Source organism: Agathobaculum massiliense, from assembly GCF_900291975.1.
Classification (GTDB): domain Bacteria; phylum Bacillota; class Clostridia; order Oscillospirales; family Butyricicoccaceae; genus Agathobaculum; species Agathobaculum ammoniilyticum.
In genome coordinates, this window is sequence record NZ_OMPN01000001.1 from 2085242 (window position 1) to 2102744 (window position 17503).

At 60.8% G+C, this 17503-nt stretch carries 15 protein-coding genes; 5 read left to right on the forward strand and 10 right to left on the reverse strand.

Annotation, left to right across the window (positions count from 1 at the left end):
* Positions 1 to 282: 282 nt before the first annotated feature.
* Positions 283 to 1074, reverse strand: a complete 792-nt coding sequence (locus tag DBQ51_RS10650) for an HAD-IIA family hydrolase (RefSeq protein WP_107632171.1) — start codon at positions 1072 to 1074, stop codon at positions 283 to 285.
* 176 nt (positions 1075 to 1250) lie between these two features.
* On the opposite strand from DBQ51_RS10650, the gene DBQ51_RS10655 reads away from it, so the two are divergent.
* From DBQ51_RS10655 to DBQ51_RS10665, 3 genes are read left to right on the forward strand one after another with little or no spacing between them, the layout of a single operon-like run.
* Entirely contained in the window at positions 1251 to 2189 is a 939-nt protein-coding gene (locus tag DBQ51_RS10655; RefSeq protein ID WP_107631553.1) for an alpha/beta hydrolase, read from the forward strand.
* Entirely contained in the window at positions 2179 to 3486 is a 1308-nt protein-coding gene (locus DBQ51_RS10660; protein ID WP_107631554.1) for a hypothetical protein, read from the forward strand. Before DBQ51_RS10655 ends, DBQ51_RS10660 begins: the two co-directional genes overlap by 11 nt.
* The gene (locus DBQ51_RS10665) at positions 3459 to 4124 is read left to right on the forward strand and encodes a DUF6320 domain-containing protein (protein ID WP_054327817.1); all 666 of its coding nucleotides are present in this window, start codon (positions 3459 to 3461) and stop codon (positions 4122 to 4124) included. Before DBQ51_RS10660 ends, DBQ51_RS10665 begins: the two co-directional genes overlap by 28 nt.
* Before the next feature lie 36 nt (positions 4125 to 4160).
* Here the strand turns inward: DBQ51_RS10665 and DBQ51_RS10670 are convergent, their stop codons facing one another.
* Positions 4161 to 4637 carry a MarR family winged helix-turn-helix transcriptional regulator gene (locus DBQ51_RS10670; RefSeq protein ID WP_054327818.1) on the reverse strand — a complete coding sequence of 159 codons (477 nt, stop codon included), beginning with the start codon at positions 4635 to 4637 and terminating at the stop codon, positions 4161 to 4163.
* A gap of 224 nt (positions 4638 to 4861) precedes the next feature.
* Between DBQ51_RS10670 and DBQ51_RS10675 the strand changes: the two genes are divergently transcribed.
* The gene (locus DBQ51_RS10675) at positions 4862 to 5584 is read left to right on the forward strand and encodes an ABC transporter ATP-binding protein (RefSeq protein ID WP_054327819.1); all 723 of its coding nucleotides are present in this window, start codon (positions 4862 to 4864) and stop codon (positions 5582 to 5584) included.
* A complete protein-coding gene (locus DBQ51_RS10680) occupies positions 5584 to 6504 on the forward strand; it encodes a SufB/SufD family protein (RefSeq protein WP_107631555.1) in 921 nt (306 codons plus the stop codon). The genes DBQ51_RS10675 and DBQ51_RS10680 overlap by 1 nt, the downstream gene beginning before the upstream one ends.
* 56 nt (positions 6505 to 6560) lie before the next feature.
* Here the strand turns inward: DBQ51_RS10680 and DBQ51_RS10685 are convergent, their stop codons facing one another.
* The 8 genes from DBQ51_RS10685 to galT form a co-directional block, all read right to left on the reverse strand.
* Positions 6561 to 7655 carry a galactose/methyl galactoside ABC transporter permease MglC gene (locus DBQ51_RS10685; protein WP_054327820.1) on the reverse strand — a complete coding sequence of 365 codons (1095 nt, stop codon included), beginning with the start codon at positions 7653 to 7655 and terminating at the stop codon, positions 6561 to 6563.
* Positions 7656 to 7670: 15 nt separating this feature from the next.
* On the reverse strand, positions 7671 to 9167 hold the full coding sequence (locus DBQ51_RS10690; RefSeq protein ID WP_107631556.1) for a sugar ABC transporter ATP-binding protein: 1497 nt from the start codon (positions 9165 to 9167) through the stop codon (positions 7671 to 7673).
* A gap of 102 nt (positions 9168 to 9269) precedes the next feature.
* Positions 9270 to 10385: a galactose ABC transporter substrate-binding protein gene (locus DBQ51_RS10695; protein ID WP_307718892.1), complete on the reverse strand. Its 1116-nt coding sequence runs from the start codon at positions 10383 to 10385 to the stop codon at positions 9270 to 9272.
* Positions 10386 to 10574: 189 nt separating this feature from the next.
* Positions 10575 to 11549: a substrate-binding domain-containing protein gene (locus DBQ51_RS10700; RefSeq protein WP_159068159.1), complete on the reverse strand. Its 975-nt coding sequence runs from the start codon at positions 11547 to 11549 to the stop codon at positions 10575 to 10577.
* Positions 11536 to 13248: a sensor histidine kinase gene (locus DBQ51_RS10705; protein WP_107631558.1), complete on the reverse strand. Its 1713-nt coding sequence runs from the start codon at positions 13246 to 13248 to the stop codon at positions 11536 to 11538. The genes DBQ51_RS10700 and DBQ51_RS10705 overlap by 14 nt, the downstream gene beginning before the upstream one ends.
* Positions 13245 to 14840, reverse strand: a complete 1596-nt coding sequence (locus tag DBQ51_RS10710; protein WP_107631559.1) for a response regulator — start codon at positions 14838 to 14840, stop codon at positions 13245 to 13247. The genes DBQ51_RS10705 and DBQ51_RS10710 overlap by 4 nt, the downstream gene beginning before the upstream one ends.
* A gap of 123 nt (positions 14841 to 14963) precedes the next feature.
* Complete coding sequence (locus tag DBQ51_RS10715; protein WP_107631560.1) at positions 14964 to 16007, reverse strand: aldose epimerase family protein; 1044 nt, start codon at positions 16005 to 16007, stop codon at positions 14964 to 14966.
* Between the two features lies 1 nt (position 16008).
* On the reverse strand, positions 16009 to 17502 hold the full coding sequence (gene galT, locus DBQ51_RS10720; RefSeq protein ID WP_107631561.1) for a UDP-glucose--hexose-1-phosphate uridylyltransferase: 1494 nt from the start codon (positions 17500 to 17502) through the stop codon (positions 16009 to 16011).
* Position 17503: the final 1 nt, after the last annotated feature.

A 17503-nucleotide genomic window follows, 5' to 3' on the forward strand; every position in this document is an offset into this window, starting at 1 on the left:
TTTTTTGTCGAATACTTTTTTCATATTATAACATCTGATGCTATGTTGCACAATTCAAATTTCAATCGATAGGATTTCTTTTTTACCATGAAGCATTTTTTCGTTGATTATTTGTGTCATAGTTAAAATTTGTTAGCCACACATAAAAAAGATAGCCGCAAGTCATCAAAATGGCTTGTGGCTATCTTTTTTATGCCGTATCGATGTTGCCTCAGAGGGGTAGGTTCACTTCATATCCCTATGACATGGAGCCCTGCACCGCGGTATTTTTTTCTTCAGAGGTTATTCTTGCGGCGGGATACAGCCGACGCCGTCCAGAATATAGTGCGGACGGTATGCATAGTTTTCCACATCCCCGCGCGTGGTGCAGCCGGAAAGCACCAGCACGGTATCCAGGCCGGTTTCGATGCCGGCAACAATGTCGGTATCCATGCGGTCGCCGACCATGACCGCCTCATGCGAATGCACGCCTAGCAGACGCAGGCCGGTGCGCATCATCAGCGGGTTGGGCTTGCCGACATAATAGGCCTGTTTGCCAGTGGCCAGCTCGATCGGAGAAACCAGCGCGCGGCACGCGGGGATAATACCCTGTTCGGATGGACCGGTCAGGTCGGAGTTGGTCGCAATCAGGCGTGCGCCCTTGTTCACCAGATCGACCGCCTTGAGGATGGTCTGATAGTTGTAGGTATTGGTTTCGCCCGCGATGACATAGTCCGGATCCACGTCGTTCATCACGATGCCGGCCTCGTACAGCGCGCCGACCAGGCCGGGCGCGCCGATCACATACGCCGAAGCGCCGGGCTTCTGGCTGGCGACAAATTTCGCGGTCGCGAGCGCGGAGGTATAGAAATGCTCCTCCCCGATTTCCAGCCCCATACGGGCGAGCTTTTGCTGCAGCTCGAGCGGCGAGCGCTCGGAAGAGTTGGTCAGGAACAAGAAGCTCTTATTTTCCTTTTGCAGCCACTCGACGAATGAGGGAACCCCGTCGAGCAGGCGGTTGCCGTGATAGATGACACCGTCCATATCGCAGATAAAGCCTTTTTTGTAGCGGAGCAGCGAAAGCGTATCGTTCATAAAGATCACCTTTCCGGAAAGCATGCTTTCCACGTTCTATTATGCCTAACGGACGGCGGCCGCGTCAAGGGGAAACGCAGGGGAAACTGTTAATTCCGTGTAAAAAAACAAGGGGCTTTGCGCGTATCGGAAAGCGTGGTATACTGATACTATGGAAAACGGGAGGGGGAAGCCGAATGGCGATCAGCAAGGCGATGCGCGCGGCGCTGCATACCCTCAGCTATGCCGCGAATATCGATGTGGGCAGGACCTATAAGGTAGAGCGCGTGTTGCGCGGGCTGCGGACGCCGCTTTCGCCGGTGTACCAGCTGTGGGACCGCAGGGTCGAGCGGGACGGGCATGAGGTGCGCGTGCGCATCTACTCTCCCAAAAAACAGACGGACAGCCGCCTGTTGCTGTTTTTTCACGGCGGCGGCTGGGTGCTGGAAAGCGTGGACACCTATAACAGCGTGTGCCGCAGCCTTGCGCGGAAAACGGGCTGCCGCGTGGCGTCGGTGGAATATGGCCTGGCGCCCGAGCATACGTTCCCAGAGGGGCTGGAGGACTGCTACGCCGCTGCGCGCGAGGTATACCGGCATCCGGAGCTGTTCGGCGTACGGTCGCAGGAGATTACCCTGATCGGCGATTCGGCGGGGGGCAATCTCGCGGCCGCCGTTTCGCTCATGGCGCGCGATCGGGGGGAGTTTACGGTCGCGCAGCAGATATTGATTTACCCCGCGACGTACAACGACCATTCCCCGCACACGCGCTTCGACTCGGTGCGGGAAAACGGGACGGATTACCTGCTCACCGCCAAGCGGGTGAGCGACTATATGGAACTGTACGCGGGCGGCGACCCCCAAAAGCTCAACGACCCGTATTTCGCACCGCTTTTGGCGGCGGACCTGTCCCGCCAGCCGCGCACGCTGGTGATCACCGCGCAGTATGACCCGCTGCGCGACGAGGGCGAGGCGTATGCCCGCGCGCTGCGGGACGCAGGCAATACAGTCATGCTTTACCGCATGCCGGGCGCGCTGCACGGGTATTTTTCGCTTCCCATGCGGTTCAAGCTGGTGCGGCGTACCTATGATATGATCGATCATTTCCTGAATGGAGACAGCGCTCATGCCGGATAACAGACAAAACCGAAAAACACTAAGCTGGAGCCGTTTGGACAACGCGGCCAAGATATTCCCGCCCACCTCGCATGGGTCGGATACCGGTGTGTTCCGCCTTTCCTGCGAATTCACCGAGCCGGTCGCGCCAGACGTGCTGCAGGAGGCGCTCGACCGCACGCTGATGCAGTACCCGCACCTGCTGATGGTCATGCGGCGCGGCGTTTTCTGGTACTACCTAGAGCAGACGCCGCTGCGTCCGTCAGTAGAGCCGGAGCATGCGCCGCCCTGCGCGCCGCTGTATAACGGCAGCAAGTCGCTGCTGTTCCGCGTCAGCTATTGGCGGCGCAAGGCCAGTCTGGATATGTACCATGTGCTTGCGGACGGGGCGGGGGCGATCGGCTTTTTTGAGGCGCTGGTGACCGCGTACCTGGCGCTGCGCCATCCGGAGGCCGGTGTGGACGGACAGCCTCAGGCCTCGGTCTTCCAGCGCGGGTCGGACAGCTTCCAGAAGTATTACAGGCCGCACGGCGGCAGCACGGCCGAGCGTTCCGCGGGTAAGGCGTACCGCCTGCGGGGCGCAAAGCGGCCGGATGGTGCGCTTATGATCCTGGAGGGCGTTGCGGATGTGCGGCAGGTGCTGGACGCGGCGCACCGATATGGCGCCACGCTGACCGTTTACCTGGCCGCGGCGCTGTTTGCCGCCATTCACGGGGAGATGTATGTACGGCATGAAAAGCGGCCGGTCGTGCTGACCATCCCAGTCGACCTGCGCGGCTTTTTCCCCTCGCACACAACGCGCAACTTTTTCGGCACGATACGGGTGGGGTACGACTTTTCCCGTCGGGACGGCACGCTGCCGGATATTATCGCGTGCGTGGCGCAGTCGTTCCGCGACGAGCTGACGCCTGAACGGCTGGGCGCACGCATGAATAAGCTGGCGGCGCTGGAACATAATCCGGTGCTGCGGCCGATCCCGCTGGTACTGAAAAATCCGGTACTCCGCATTTCCGGCGATATTGCGGAACGGGGCGAGACCGCGGTTTTGTCCAACGTGGGAAAATTCCGGCTGCCCGAGGCGCTGCACCCGTTCGTGCGCGGGTTCGGCGTGTTCATGTCCACCCACGCAACCCAGCTCTGCACCTGCTCCTTTGGGAACAGCCTGCATTTCGGCTTTACCTCCGCGTTTGAGAATACCGAGGTTCAGCGCCGTTTTTTCGAGCTGCTGGTCGGCGAGGGGATCGATGTGGAGATCCGCAGCAACGAGTATCACGAGGAGGAGGATGCGCTATGCAGCGATGCCCCAACTGCAAGGTAACGGTTGCCGGACACAAAGCCTGCTGCCCACTGTGCGGCGGCCGGCTTTCCGGTACGCCCGAACCGGATACCGAGGTGTTCCCATCGCTCGAGAAGCCGCGGTTCACCGGCAGCTTTGCGCTGCGGCTGCTGGGTCTGCTGGCGATCGCCGTGACCGTGGTGTGCCTGCTGGTCAACCTGGCTCTGGGCATGGATGACTGGTGGTGGATATTCGTCGCGGTGGGCGCGGCGTGCGTGTGGTCGGCCGCGGCGGTTGGCATTGCCTACCGGCGGGATATTGCGCAGAATATCGGCTGGCAGGTGCTGTTGATCCCAGCGTTGAGCGTGCTTTGGGACATTTGGACCGGCTGGCGCGGCTGGTCGGCCGATTTTGTCCTGCCCTGCGTATGCGCGGTCGGCCTGCTGGCAATGCTGCTGTTTGCCGTGCTGTTCAAAATGCCGGTGCGCGCGTTTGCAGGACCGTTTATCGGGGCGTGCGTGCTGGGCATCGTACCTGCAGTGCTGGTGGCGTGTGGCGTGGCGAAGGTCAAGCTGCCCTCCTTAGTCTGTACGGGGCTGGCGGTTGTGCTGCTGGCTGCGCTGCTGCTGTTCCAGTGGCAGACGATCAAGGCCGAGCTGCAGCGCCGGTTCCACCTGTAACGCGGGAAAAGAAAAAAGACGGCGTAAGCCGTCTTTTTATGACAGGGGAAAGGCGGGATCGGTTTCCCCTCCGCTCAGCGCTTCCAGCATGGCGGAGGAGCGCTCCGCCATATCCCGTAGCGCGCCCAAGAGACGCTGCTTCTCCTCCTCCCGCAGGCCGCGGGTGAGCGCCTCGGTCCAGTAATCGCGGATCTGGTAAACATGGTCGATCAGGGGACGCGCCCGTTCGGTCAGGTAGATATGCCGCACGCGCTTGTCCTGCGGGTCGGCTTCCGTGCGGACGTAGCCCTCGATGACCAGCTTTTGCACCGCGCGCGTTACCGTACCCTTGTCAAAGCTGCCAAGACGGGCAAGATCCTGCATGCTGATTCCGTCATTCTCAAAAATACGGAGCAGGAAAAACTGCTGCCCGCTGCCGATCTGGTCCTGTTCGAGCATGAGATCGAAATAGCGGCGCGTGTTGCGCTGTAGCAGGGAAATATAGCGGAGAATGGTGATGGCCTGGTGCTCCATTGAGGGGCGCTCCTTTCGGACGGCTGCGCATGCAACAGCGGTACTGAATGTATTGTACTGCAAAGCCTGTTTCTTGTCAATTCGGCTGCAGCCGCGCAGCGGTAATTCTTTCCGCCAATGCCGCTGCGGTTGTTGACACCGCGCGGAAAAGTGATAAAATTGGTATAGGTTAGAGAAACCCATACAGAACACAGCATTGGACGTTGAAAGGACGGAGCCATAAAATGTTGGTACTAAAAGATATTTGCTGGCGCGTGCCGGAGAAGGAGATTCTGGACAGCGTGAGCCTGACCGTGCCAGACGGGAAATGCGTGGTTGTGACCGGACCGAACGGCGGCGGCAAGACCAGCCTTGCTAAGATTATTGCTGGCATTGAGCAGCCGGACAGTGGGAAACTCCTGCTCGATGGCCGCATCATCAACCGCATGAGCGTGACCGAGCGGGCGCGGAACGGGATCGCCTATGCTTTCCAGCAGCCGGTGCGTTTCAAGGGATTGACCGTGCGTGACCTGATGGAGCTTGCGGTGGGGGAGGCCATGGATGAGGACGCGCTGTGCGACAGCTTATCCCAGGTGGGTCTGTGCGCCAGGGAGTATATCGACCGCGAGGTGAGCGGAAGCCTGTCCGGCGGTGAGATCAAGCGCATCGAGATTGCGACCGTACTCGCGCGCCGCGCGCGTCTCTCGGTGTTCGACGAGCCGGAGGCGGGCATCGACCTGTGGAGCTTCAACAATCTGATCGATGTGTTCCGCAAGCTGCGCAGCGAGGTGGACGGCTCAATCCTCGTTATTTCGCATCAGCGGCGTATTCTGGAGATCGCGGACGAAATTGTGATTATTTCGGGCGGCAGGGTGTCCGCGCAGGGAAGCAGGGAGGAGATGCTACCCCGTCTGTTTGACGGACAGACGCAGGGACGCCCCTGCCCGCTGGAAAGGGGGGGCGCCTGATGAACCGGATCACGGAAAAGCTGCTCGCGGCCGTATCGAACTGGACGGGCGTACCCAGGAACGCGGCCTATAATATCCGCGAGGACGGACAGTGCGCGGGCCGTCAGTCGACTGCGCATATCCGGATCACCTCCAAAACCGATAAGCCGGGCATCGATATCACCGTGGCGCCCGGCACCAGGGGGGAGCAGGTGTATATTCCGGCATGCGTGACGCACAGCGCGGAAAACGACTTGGTGTACAATGATTTTTATATTGGGGAGGATGCGGACGTGACCATCGTGGCGGGCTGCGGCGTCCATTCGGATGGCGAGGGCGAGGCGCGGCACAACGGCGTCCACCGCTTTTTTCTGAAAAAGGGCGCGCGGGTGCGGTACCTGGAAAAGCACATCGGCACGGGCGGCGGAACAGGGGCGCGGGTCATCGATCCGGTCACCGAGGTGGAGCAGGCTGAGGGAAGCACGATGGAAATGGAAACCACCCAGATCGGCGGCGTGGATTCCACCCGCCGGACCATGAAAGCCGTATTGGCGGCGGGCGCAAAGCTGCGCGTGCGGGAACGCATCCTCACGGATGGGGAGCAACGCGCGGAAACCGATTTCGTCGTGGAGCTGAACGGGAATGATTGCGGCTGCGATCTGATTTCACGCTCGGTCGCCAAGGGGCAGTCGCATCAGGCGTTCCGCTCCCTGATACGCGGCAACTGCCGCTGCACCGGACACAGCGAGTGCGACGCCATTATTATCGGGAACGGCACGGTGAACGCTGCGCCGGAGCTGGGCGCGAACCATGCGGACGCGGCGCTGATCCATGAGGCCGCGATCGGCAAGATCGCAGGGGAGCAGATCCTCAAGCTGTGTACCCTGGGGCTGACGGAGGAGGAGGCTGAGGCCAAGATTGTCGAGGGCTTCCTGCGCTGAGGAATAGCAATAAAGAGAGGGGCTGCCGGGCAGCCCCTCTCTTTAGTTTATGCGGTTTATTTACGAGCCAGGTACTTGCGCATGTCGATCGCGCAGGCGATCAGGATAATCAGGCCCTTGATGATATACTGCCAGTTCGCGCTGACCGAAAGCACGGTCAGGCCGACAAAGATGATGCGGAGCAGCAGCACGCCGACGATGATACCGCCGATCGAACCGATGCCGCCGACAAAGGACACGCCGCCGATAACGCAGGCCGCGATTGCGTCCAATTCATAGTTCTGGCCGGTGGACGGGCTGTTCGAGCCGATACGCGCGGCTTCGATAAAGCCGGTGATCGAGTACATGATGCCCGCGAGGATAAATACCATCATGGTGTTTTTAGCCACGTTGACGCCGGATACGTTGGCCGCTTCTGGATTGGAGCCGCAGGCGAACATGTTTTTGCCGAAGCAGGTCTTGTTCCAGATGAACCACATCACAACGGTCAGGACTAGCGCATACCAGACGAAGTTCGGAATCGGGATCTGATCCTTGCCGATCTTGACAACCGAACCGTTGACGAACTGCTTGAACGGCTCGGACAGGCCGGAGATCGGCGCGCCGCTGTTGCCGTTCATATTGGTGAACAGGAGCAGGACGCCGTAGGTGATTAACTGGGTCGCCAGGGTGACGATAAACGGATGCAGGCCGAACTTCGCGACCGAGAAGCCGTTGACCAGGCCGATCACGGCGCCGACAATCATTACGATGACCAGCGTACCCGCGATCATGATTGCGGGATGGAACTGCGGGATGCCGGGGAACATCTTGCTCGGATAATCCGCCGCCTGCAGCAGCGCGGCGGACATACAGGCCGTCAGGCCGACGACGCGGCCGGCGGACAGGTCGGTGCCGGTCAATACGATCGTACCCGCAATGCCGAGCGCGATCGGCAGGTTGGCCGCGGTCAGCGAAAGCATATTGATCAGGGAGCGCGGCGCGATAAAGGACGGCTTATAGATGGCGATGCCGATGATCGCAATAATCAGAAAGATGTACAGGGAATAGCTGATCAGCCATTCTTTCCAGTAATTGCGCTTTTCGGAAGCGCTCATCGCCTTGTAATCGGCGTACTTGCGCTTCATATTATCGATAAAACGGATGTTCATGCTCTTTTCCTCCCCTTAAGCATACTTGGCGGCCAGTGTCATGATCTCTTCCTGCGAGGTGTTGGCAGCGTCCACCTCGCCGGCCAGCCGGCCTCCCGACATGACCAGGATGCGGTCGCACACGCCGAGCAGCTCGGGCATTTCCGAGGACACCATGATGACCGCCTTGCCGCGGCAGGCCAAGTCGATGATCAGCTGGTAGATCTCGTATTTTGCGCCGACGTCGATGCCGCGGGTAGGTTCGTCCAGCAACAGGACCTCCGGATCGGTCAGCAGCCAGCGGCCGAGGATGACCTTTTGCTGGTTGCCGCCGGAGAGTGAGCGGATTTTGGTTTCCTGCGTCGGGGTCTTGATACGCATGGCCTGGATGGCCCAGTCGGTATCCTTTTTCATTTCCTTTTCGCTGAGAAGGCCGCCCTTCAAATATTTCTTCAGGCTGGAAATGACGGTGTTTTCACGGATGTTCAGGATGCCGAAAATACCGGTCGCACGGCGTTCCTCGGTCAGCAGCGCGAAGCCGTTTTTGATGCTTTCGGTCGCGCGGCGGTTATGTACCTCTCGCCCGTCCAAGCGGAGGGTGCCGGATTTACGGGTGGCGATGCCGAAGATGTTTTCCAGAACCTCGGTACGGCCGGACCCGTCCAGGCCGGCAATGCCGAGGATCTCGCCCTTGCGCAGGCGGAAGGAGACGTCGCAGACGTGAGAATACATCGCGGTAAGGCCCTCGACCTCGAGCGCGACCTCGCCGGGGGTATTGGTCTTGGGCGGGAAGCGGTTGGTCAGCTCGCGGCCGACCATGAGCTTGATGATCTTTTCCATCGTCAGCTGGCTGGCCGGCTCGGTGGCGATCCACTGGCCGTCGCGCATGATGGTAACGTCGTCCGAGATGCGGAGGATCTCCTCCATCTTGTGCGAAATATAGATGATGCCGCAGCCCTGGTCGCGCAGCATGTTGATGATGCGGAACAGGTGCTCGACCTCGGTTTCTGTCAAAGAAGACGTCGGTTCGTCAAAAACGATGACCTTTGCGTCGTAGGAGACCGCCTTGGCGATCTCGACCATCTGGCGCTGGGAAACTGGCATGGTGCTCATCACCGTGCGGGGGTTGACGTGTACGCCGAGCTTTTCAAACAGCGCCAGCGAGTCCTTGTACATTTTCTTTTCGTCGATGCAGTTTGCGAATTTTAACGGATACCGGCCGAGCCACAGGTTTTCCATAACCGTCCGTTTGAGAGCCTGGTTCAGCTCCTGATGCACCATTGCGACGCCGTTTTCCAGCGCTTCCTTAGAGGTTTTGAAGTTGACCTCCTTGCCCTCCAGTTCAATGGTGCCGCTGTTTTTTTCATAAATGCCGAACAGGCATTTCATGAGCGTTGATTTTCCGGCGCCGTTTTCGCCCATCAGCGCGTGGACCGTGCCGCGCCGCACGGTCAGTGATACGCCGTCCAGCGCCTTGACGCCGGGAAACTGCTTACAGATATCAGTCATTTGCAGCAGGACGTCGTTTGCCATATGGATTGCTCCTCCCCTTTGTTTTGGATGAAAAGACGGCCGCCGCCGCTTGTGCGCGGTAGCGGCCGTTGGTTGCATGAAGTGCAGCGTTAGCGGAAAGGCTTATTCGCCGAGGTAGATCTGATAGGGGATGCGGATCTTGTTAACGCTGTCGTCAACCGTGTACTTGTCGGCAATACCGTCCATCATGTCCTTGCCGGCTGCGACGTTGGAGATGATATCGGTGATGCACTGCGCCATACCGTCGGCATCCTGCTTGATGGAGCCGGCCATCTGGCCCTTGGAGATCAGAGACTTTGCCGCGTCGGTCGCGTCAACGCCGAACACGGGGATGGTCTTATCTCCGCCGTCCTGATTGTAGCCGATGGTGTTGAGCGCGGTGATCGCGCCCTCCGCCATGGAGTCATTGTTGCAGATAACAAGCTCGATCATGTTGTTGTTGCTGTCATTGTTGGTGGAAAGGGCGGTGGTCATGTATTCCTGCGCGGCTGCGGCGGACCAGGAGCCGTTGCGGTCGACCAGGTACTTGTCGGAGTTGTTCGGATCGTAGAACTCAAGCTCCGGCTTGCCGGCCTCGGTCAGAAGGGCGTTGGCGTCTTCCACCGCGTACTGGGTGCGGTATTCCGCCTCGGCGTTGCCCTGCTCGCCCTTGAACAGGATATAGGAGATCTTGCCGTCACCGTTGAGGTCATATGCGTCATAGTTTTCCAGCAGGTATTCGCCGATCATCTGGCCCTGCAGGTGGCCGGCTTCGGGTGCGTCCGTGCCGACAAACGCGGCCTTGTCATAACCGCTGATTACAGCGTCGGAAACCTCGCGGTTGAAGAACAGGACAGGCAGGTTGCTTTCCTTGCCCTTATCAATAATGCCGTTCGCGGCGTCATCCGAGGACGTGTTGACCAGGTTGACGACCAGCATTTCCGCGCCGGCGGTGAGAACGGTCTGCACCTGCTCGGTCTGTGTGGTCTGGTTGTTGTTGCCGTCCTGGTCGTTGTGCTCGATGCCCGCGGCATCCAGCTTTTCGGACAGAGCGGCGCGGACGGAAGCGATATAGGTGTCCGCGTAGTTATAATACAGAACGCCTACGTTCAGGTCGTTGGAAGCCGCGTCCCCGCCGCCGCCGTTGTCGGAAGCGTTGTTGTCGCCGCTGCCGCACGCGGTAAGGGACAGTGCCATCGTTGCCGCCAGACCGGCCGCCCAGAATCTCTTCATGTTCATGGTAGGTTACCTCCTTCAGGACTCTCTTTTCTTCTCTTCGGCAGATTGCCTTTCGTTGTGCTTTCATTATAGTAGTAAAACAGCGCAAATAAAATAGAATTCTTTACTGATAAAGTTTGAATTTTTACTAAAAAAAGAAAACGGATGTCGAAAAAATCGACATCCGTTGGTTAAAATATACAATTCAAATCATTGATTTTGTGTGAAGCTAAATAGGAATTTCTGATTTTGTTCGGTATACATATCCTCGCGGCCGATGGCGCGCACCTCAGTATCGATGTGATCGGCGTCCGGCTGCTGGCCGTTAATCAGCCGGAAAGCGGCTTCCAGGCCCAAATATCCCATGGCAAACGGGTTTTGGACGATCAACACGTCGATCTCGCCGGTTTCGAGCATGCCGACCGAAACCACATTATTGTCAAACCCTACGACGCGCACCGTGTCCTGCAGGCCAAGCTCCTCGATGGCGTGTCCGACGCCGAGGGTGGTTAGCTCGTTGAAGGTCACGATCGCGTTGATCTCCGGATGGCGGAGCAGCAGGCTGCGTGTTTCTGCCTGCACAGTTTCGCTCTGCGAGGAGCAGTTGATCTTTTCCACAATATGCGCACGGCTTTCCCGCGCGGCAGCGGCCTCAAAGCCCTGCTCCCGCTTCTGGCCGTTTTCACTGTGGATATCGAAGCCGACAATGCCGATATACAGCTCGTCCCCGCCGCCGTCGAACAGCGCGCGCGCCGCCGCCTCGCCCGCCCTGTAATTGTCCGTCCCGATGCGGATAGCGGCGCGGTCGGTCTGGATATCCGAATCGATGATAATGATATGGACGCCCTGGTCGGCCGCCTGGTCGATCAGCTCGGCGGGCGCCGTGTAGTCGATCGCGGAGATCACGATGGCCTGTGCGCCGTTATCGATCGCATTTTGGATCAGCACATTCTGATCCTCCCAAGCTTCCTCGTTCGCTGGCCCCTCAAACGTGTAGTCCAGATTATATTCGCTGGCGGCGGCCTTCACGCCGGACTGGACGGATTTCCAAAAGGCCGAGCTGGTGGATTTGGTGATTACGGCGACATAGGGCTTCTGCGTCTGCACGCTGCCGGACGGGATGGAACAGCCGGCCAGCAGGAACAGCAGCGCGCCGGCAGCGCCGATCAAATTACGGATTTTCATGCGCATTCCCCCCAGACTGCGGCAGGCGGATGATGACGCGCGTTCCCTGATCGGGCTCGCTCTGGATGGACAGGCCGTAGGGCGCGCCGAAGTAGATGCGGATGCGGTCGCTGACGTTTTTGATGCCGATGCCGCCCGGGCCGCTGCGGTCATGTGACAGGATCGCCCTGCACTGGCTCTGCTCCATGCCCACGCCGTTGTCGGTTACGGTCATCAGGATATCCGTCCCGCCCGGCCGGACGGAAACGGTGATCTCCCCATCCTCGACAAATTCGCCGAAGCCGTGCAGGATCGCGTTTTCCAAGATGGGCTGTAGCGTAATCTTGCTGCACAGGCAGTCAAGAAGCGACTCGTCCACGTCGAAGCGGTAGGAGAACTGGTCCTTATAGCGGAATTTCTGGATAATCAGATAGCATTCCGCATGCTCCAGTTCCTTGCGGATGGGGATCAGGTCCTCGCCGCGGGAGGTGCTGATGCGGAACAGGCGGGCGAGCGCGCTGACCATTTTGACTGCGTCCTGTGTGCGGCCAAGCTCGCACATCCACTGGATAGAGTCCAGCGTGTTATACAGGAAGTGCGGGTTGATCTGCGCCTGCAGGGCTTTGAGCTCGGTTTTGCGCAACGTTTCCTCCTCGCTCTTCACCTCGTCCACGAGCTTCTGGATGCGGCCGACCATATGCTCAAAGGAATCGGACAGCACGCAGATCTCCCGTGTGCCGCTGACCGGCGTATAGACAAAGTCGGGCGCGGCGGTTTCAAAATCGCGCATCTCCCCTACCAGGCGCAGGATGGGGCGCGAAACCAGCCGCGCGATCAGAAGCGCCACGCCGAGCAGGATGAACAGGGCGATGGGAACGGCGAACAGGAGCATTTGCAGCGCGGTCTGCTGCGGCTGGCGGACCAACTCGTCCAGATAGCTGACGCCCACAATGCGCCAGCCGCCCTGCGGCAGGGATTTGATGACCCGAATGAGATCCTGATCCGCATGCACCCCGTCGCCCAGCGCCGCGAGCGGCGCGGTATCCTCGGTTTTGAGGCCGGAATAGATGAGCTGCTGCTGCGGATGGTAGACCAGGCGGCCGTCGCTGTCGATGATAAAACTGTAGCCGTGCTGGCCGATGCCGACCGCGTCCATATAAGCGGCGATGGAGGAAAACTGCAGGTCCATGGACACAAAAACCTCCCCGCCGTAGCGGTCGAGCGCGGCGGGACGGGCGATGGTGACCACCCAGGGATAATAATCCGCATACAGGTTCTGTACATGCGGAGGGGTATAGTACAGGCCGGAGGGGTCGGGCTCGACGCCGGTAAGGTCGAGCGAGCCGGCCTGCGGCTTGCGCGTGCGGCCCGAGGTCCAGCAGGAAAGCAGCCGGCCGGAGCTGGTGTAAACGCCGATGCTGGTCAGGTCGTCGCGCATCTGCACCATGGTGCTGAAGGTTTCCGCAAGCGTCAGGTCGTCCGCCTCGCTTTGCAGCTCGCCGGTGATGCGGCGGATCAAGGTGCTGGCATCCGAGGTGTAATCGGATATCGCACCCGCCGCCTGTGCGACCGACTGCTCCGAGCTTGCGGCTGCGTTGGAGCGGAGCGCGTTCGCGTACAGCGTCGTATACACCAAGGTAGAAATCAGCACGGTGATGGCGGCCACGCCGCTGACCAGCAGCACCATCAGGCTGGACAGGGAAAGCGGCTGCTGTTTCATGCGCCATCCTCCGCGTTCTGCCGCCGCAGGGCGAGCGGCGAGATGTCGAACCGCTTTTTGAAGCAATAGCTGAAATAGTGCTGGTCCGCATAGCCGCAGCGCGCGGCGATTTCCATGACCTTGAGCGAGGTGCATTGCAGAAGCTCCTTCGCCGCGTCCAGACGCTGGGCGGTGAGCAGGTTGACAAAGGTTTCGCCGGTGTTTTTGCGGATCAGCGCGGACAGGTAGTTCGGGCTGATATGCAGCGCCTCGCTGATCGAGGCGAGGGAAAGCGTTTCGTCCCCATACTGGGCGCGGATCATGCCCAGCGCCTGGTCGCACAGCAGCTTGCCGCTTTCCCGACACTGCTGGGAGATCGCGTCGTTGACCTGTAGGCAGAAGTCGGTCATTTTCGCGCGCAGCTCGTCAAAGGAGCGGTAGGAGAGCGAGAGGCCGGCGAGCGGGGAAGCGCGCCAAAGTTCGTCCACCGTGGACGGGTCCACGATCGCGCCCGCGGCCCAGCAAAGCGCACTAAGGAGCTGGATCATCATCAGGTCGGTTTCCAGCGCGGAGCGGCGGGCGGAAAGCAGGCTGTCGAACAGATTGTCCAGATACGCGGTGAGCTGCGCGCGGCTGCCGCTTTTGACAACGCTTTCCAGCCTAGCCGCCGCGTCCGTAAAATCCGAGCGGATGGAGCCGCGCGCCTCCAGGTCATCGACAAAACGGGAGCTGCCGTCCCCCAGCCCAGCGGGATAGGCAAGCACGCCGATCGCCTCGCGGTAAGCCGTATGGCAGTCTGACAGCGCACCGACCGTGCGGCTGACGCCGACCGTGCAGCGCGCCTGCATCACGCGTTCGATCGACTGCACGATTTCGCTGACCGCGATATGCAGGTATTTATTCAAATCGAATTCGCTTGCCATCACAAGCGAGACGATGCGGCCGCCAATAAAGCAGGAGGCGCTGTGAAGGTATTTTTGCAGCACCAGCTCGACCGCATGAACATGCGCGCGCGAGGTGAGCGGCGTGCCGTCCCGTCCGGCGATCGCTGTGACAAGCACAACGTAGCCGGGCGGGATATCCTGTGCGGTGAGCAGGCCGCACTCCACAGCCTGCCCGTGCAGGTATTGCTCGAGCGCGGCGTCTGCCAGCGGCGGGTTGGCGCCGAAAAACAGCGGCATCAGAAAATCGGCCGGCCGCGGCTGTCCGGCGCGGCCCTGCGCAATCTCCTGATAGCGCAGGGAAATCTTTTCTCTAATGACGCAAAGCTCTTTTTTCAGCTCCTCGAGCGTGATCGGCTTGAGCATGTAGCTGATGATATTATACTGGATGGCCTGCTGCGCGTAGGTGAAATCGTCATACCCGCTGAGAAAGGCGATGTGCATGGCGGGCCGGATCTCGCGCACCGCGCGCGCCAGCGCGATGCCGGACAGGAACGGCATGCGGATATCGGTCAGCAGCAGGTCGGGCTCGAGCTTTTCGACCAGCTCAAGCGCCTCCATGCCGTTTTCCGCTTCGCCGACCACGGTAAAGCCGCATTCGGCCCAGGGGGTGCGCTCGACCAGCGAGCGGCGCAGCTCGGGCTCGTCGTCCGCGACGATCACAGTATACATGGCAGGGCCTCCTTTTTTTGTAAATCGGGTTGCTTTTAGTTTAGCGGGTTTGCGGCCGCTTGTCTATAGAAAACCGCCGAAAGCAAGCGTTAGCCTGTTTCCGGCGGTTTTCCGCAGAGGGCGTTAACAATGGGAAGAAAAGCAGAATTGCGTGAGGCGCCGGTATTCCCCGCCCGCGCGGAGGACGGGCTGCGGGAAATGCGGCAGGGCGGGCGCGTTCGGCCAGAACTGGGTTTCCAGGCAGAAGCCATGACGCCGGCCGTACCGCACGCCGCCTTTCCCAACGGGTAGGTCCGCGCGCAGGTAATTGCCCGAATAAAGCTGCATGCCGGGCATATCGGAACGCACGGAGAGCGCGATGCCGGTCGCGGGGCAGTATGCCTCGGCAAACGGCCGCAGTCCCGTGCCATCGATGATATAATTGTGGTCGTAGCCGCCCGCGCGCGCGATCTGCGGGCAGGCGCTGTCCCAGCCCGCGCCGAGCGGGGCGGGCTGACGCAGGTCGAGCGCCGTGCCGGCGACCGGTGCGATCTCGCCCGTGGGCGCGCTGGTCCCGCCGAGCGGGGTGAAGCGCTCCGCGTGGACGCAAACGGTCTGTGCGCCCACTTCGCCGGAGGCATGCCCGCCCAGGTTGAAATAGCTGTGGTTCGACAAATTGCAGAGGGTATCCGCGTCGCTTTCCGCCGTATATGCGATAGACAGCGTGCCGCCGGACAGACGATACGCGACGCTTGCGCGCAGCCGGCCGGGATAGTTTTCCTCTCCGGCGGGGCTGTCATAGCGCAGCAGCAGGCCGTCCGACAGGACGGAGGCGCGCCAGATGCGCCGGTCGAAGCCGGCCGTGCCGCCGTGCAGATGGTTGATGCCGCTGTCGTTGCAGGCGAGCTGGTACTGCCTGCCGCCAAGGGTGACGCGCCCCTCCGCGATGCGGTTGGCGCAGCGGCCGAGCAGCGCGCCGATGTAGCAGTCCTGCGCCTGGTAGTCCGCGGCCGTGTCGAAGCCAAGGACTACGTCGGTCGGGACGCCGTTCCGGTCAGGCACGATGAGCGACTGCAGGACGCCGCCGAGCGTCAGGACAGCGGCCGAGAACGCGCCGTCCGTCAGCGTATAGCGCTCGACCGGCCGCCCGTCATGGGTGGTTCCGAATGGGGTGCAGCGGATATCCATGTCACTTCACACTTTCCGCGAACCGCAGGAACGCGGCCCGTCCCTCGGCGGTGCGCTTGTACACGCCCGCGTGCTCCAGCACGGTTGCAAACACGAGGCCGACTTCCTTTTGGATAATCTGCATGGCGTTGTCCGCGGTGATGGTATAGCGCGGGGCGAAGCCCTCCGCCCAGTCCGCGTGGGACGCGGTCAGCGGGTCGGCGCGCAGGTCACGGCTCGCCGCGAGCGCTTCGCCCAGCGCCGTCAGCTCGGTTTTGAGCCGCGCGGGCAGCACGGCGAGGCCCATCACTTCGATCAGGCCGATATTTTCCTTTTTGATGTGGTGCAGCTCGGCGTGAGGGTGGTACAGGCCGAGCGGATGCTCCGCGGTGGTCAGGTTGTTGCGCAGTACCAGGTCCAGCTCATAATCCGCGCCGCGCCGCCGCGCGATCGGGGTGATCGTGTTGTGTGGCACGCCCTCGGTCTCGGCAAGGATCATCGTGTCCTTGTCCGTGTAGCCGCGCCACGCGGCCAGAATACGGTCGGCCAGCGCGGCAAGGCGCGCGGGGTCGCCACCCGTCAGACGGATGACCGACATCGGCCACTTGACGATACCAGCGCGGATATCGGCAAAGCCGGGGAAAGCCAGCGCGGTCTCGACCGGCGCCTTGGCCATGGCGAATTCATAGCGCCCGCCCTGAAAGTGGTCGTGCGCGAGGATCGACCCGCCCACGATGGGCAGGTCGGCGTTCGAGCCGACAAAATAGTGCGGGAACTGGCCGACAAAGTCGAGTAGCTTGCGGAAGCAGGCGTGGTCGATCTTCATGGGCGTATGCGCCGCGTTCAGGCAGATGCAGTGCTCGTTATAATACACATAGGGGGAATACTGCAGGAACCACGGCTGGCCGTCGATCGTGATAGGGATGATCCGGTGGTTCTGCCGCGCGGGGTGATTGACGCGGCCCGCATAGCCCTCGTTTTCCGCACATAGCTGACATTTGGGATAGGCCGAGGCGGGCAGGTCGCGCGCGGCGGCGATGGCCTTGGGGTCTTTCTCCGGCTTGGACAGGTTGATCGTGATATCCAGCTCGCCATATTCGGTGGGCGCTTTCCATTGCATATCCTTTGCGATGCGGTCGCGCCGGATATAATTGGTGTCTTGGCTGAACTGGTAATACCAGTCGGTCGCGCGGGACGGGCTTTCGTCATACAGCGCGCGGAAGCGCGCGGCGACCTCGCGCGGCGGCGGGGTCAGGCGGCCCATCAGCGCGGTGTCGAACAGGTCGCGGTAGACGATGGAGTTGTTTTCCAGCACGCCGCGTGCGTGCGCGTCGTCCAGCAGCGCGTCCAGCACGGCGGGCAGGTCGATGGGCGTGTCGGAGAGGGCGGGTTCCGTATAGCTGTCCAGCCGCAGCATTTCCAGCAGGCTGTTAACCGCCCAGACATGGTCCTCAGGCGCTATCAGGCCGGTTTGCTCGGCATAGCGGACGAGCTGCGCCACTGCGTTATCGATCATA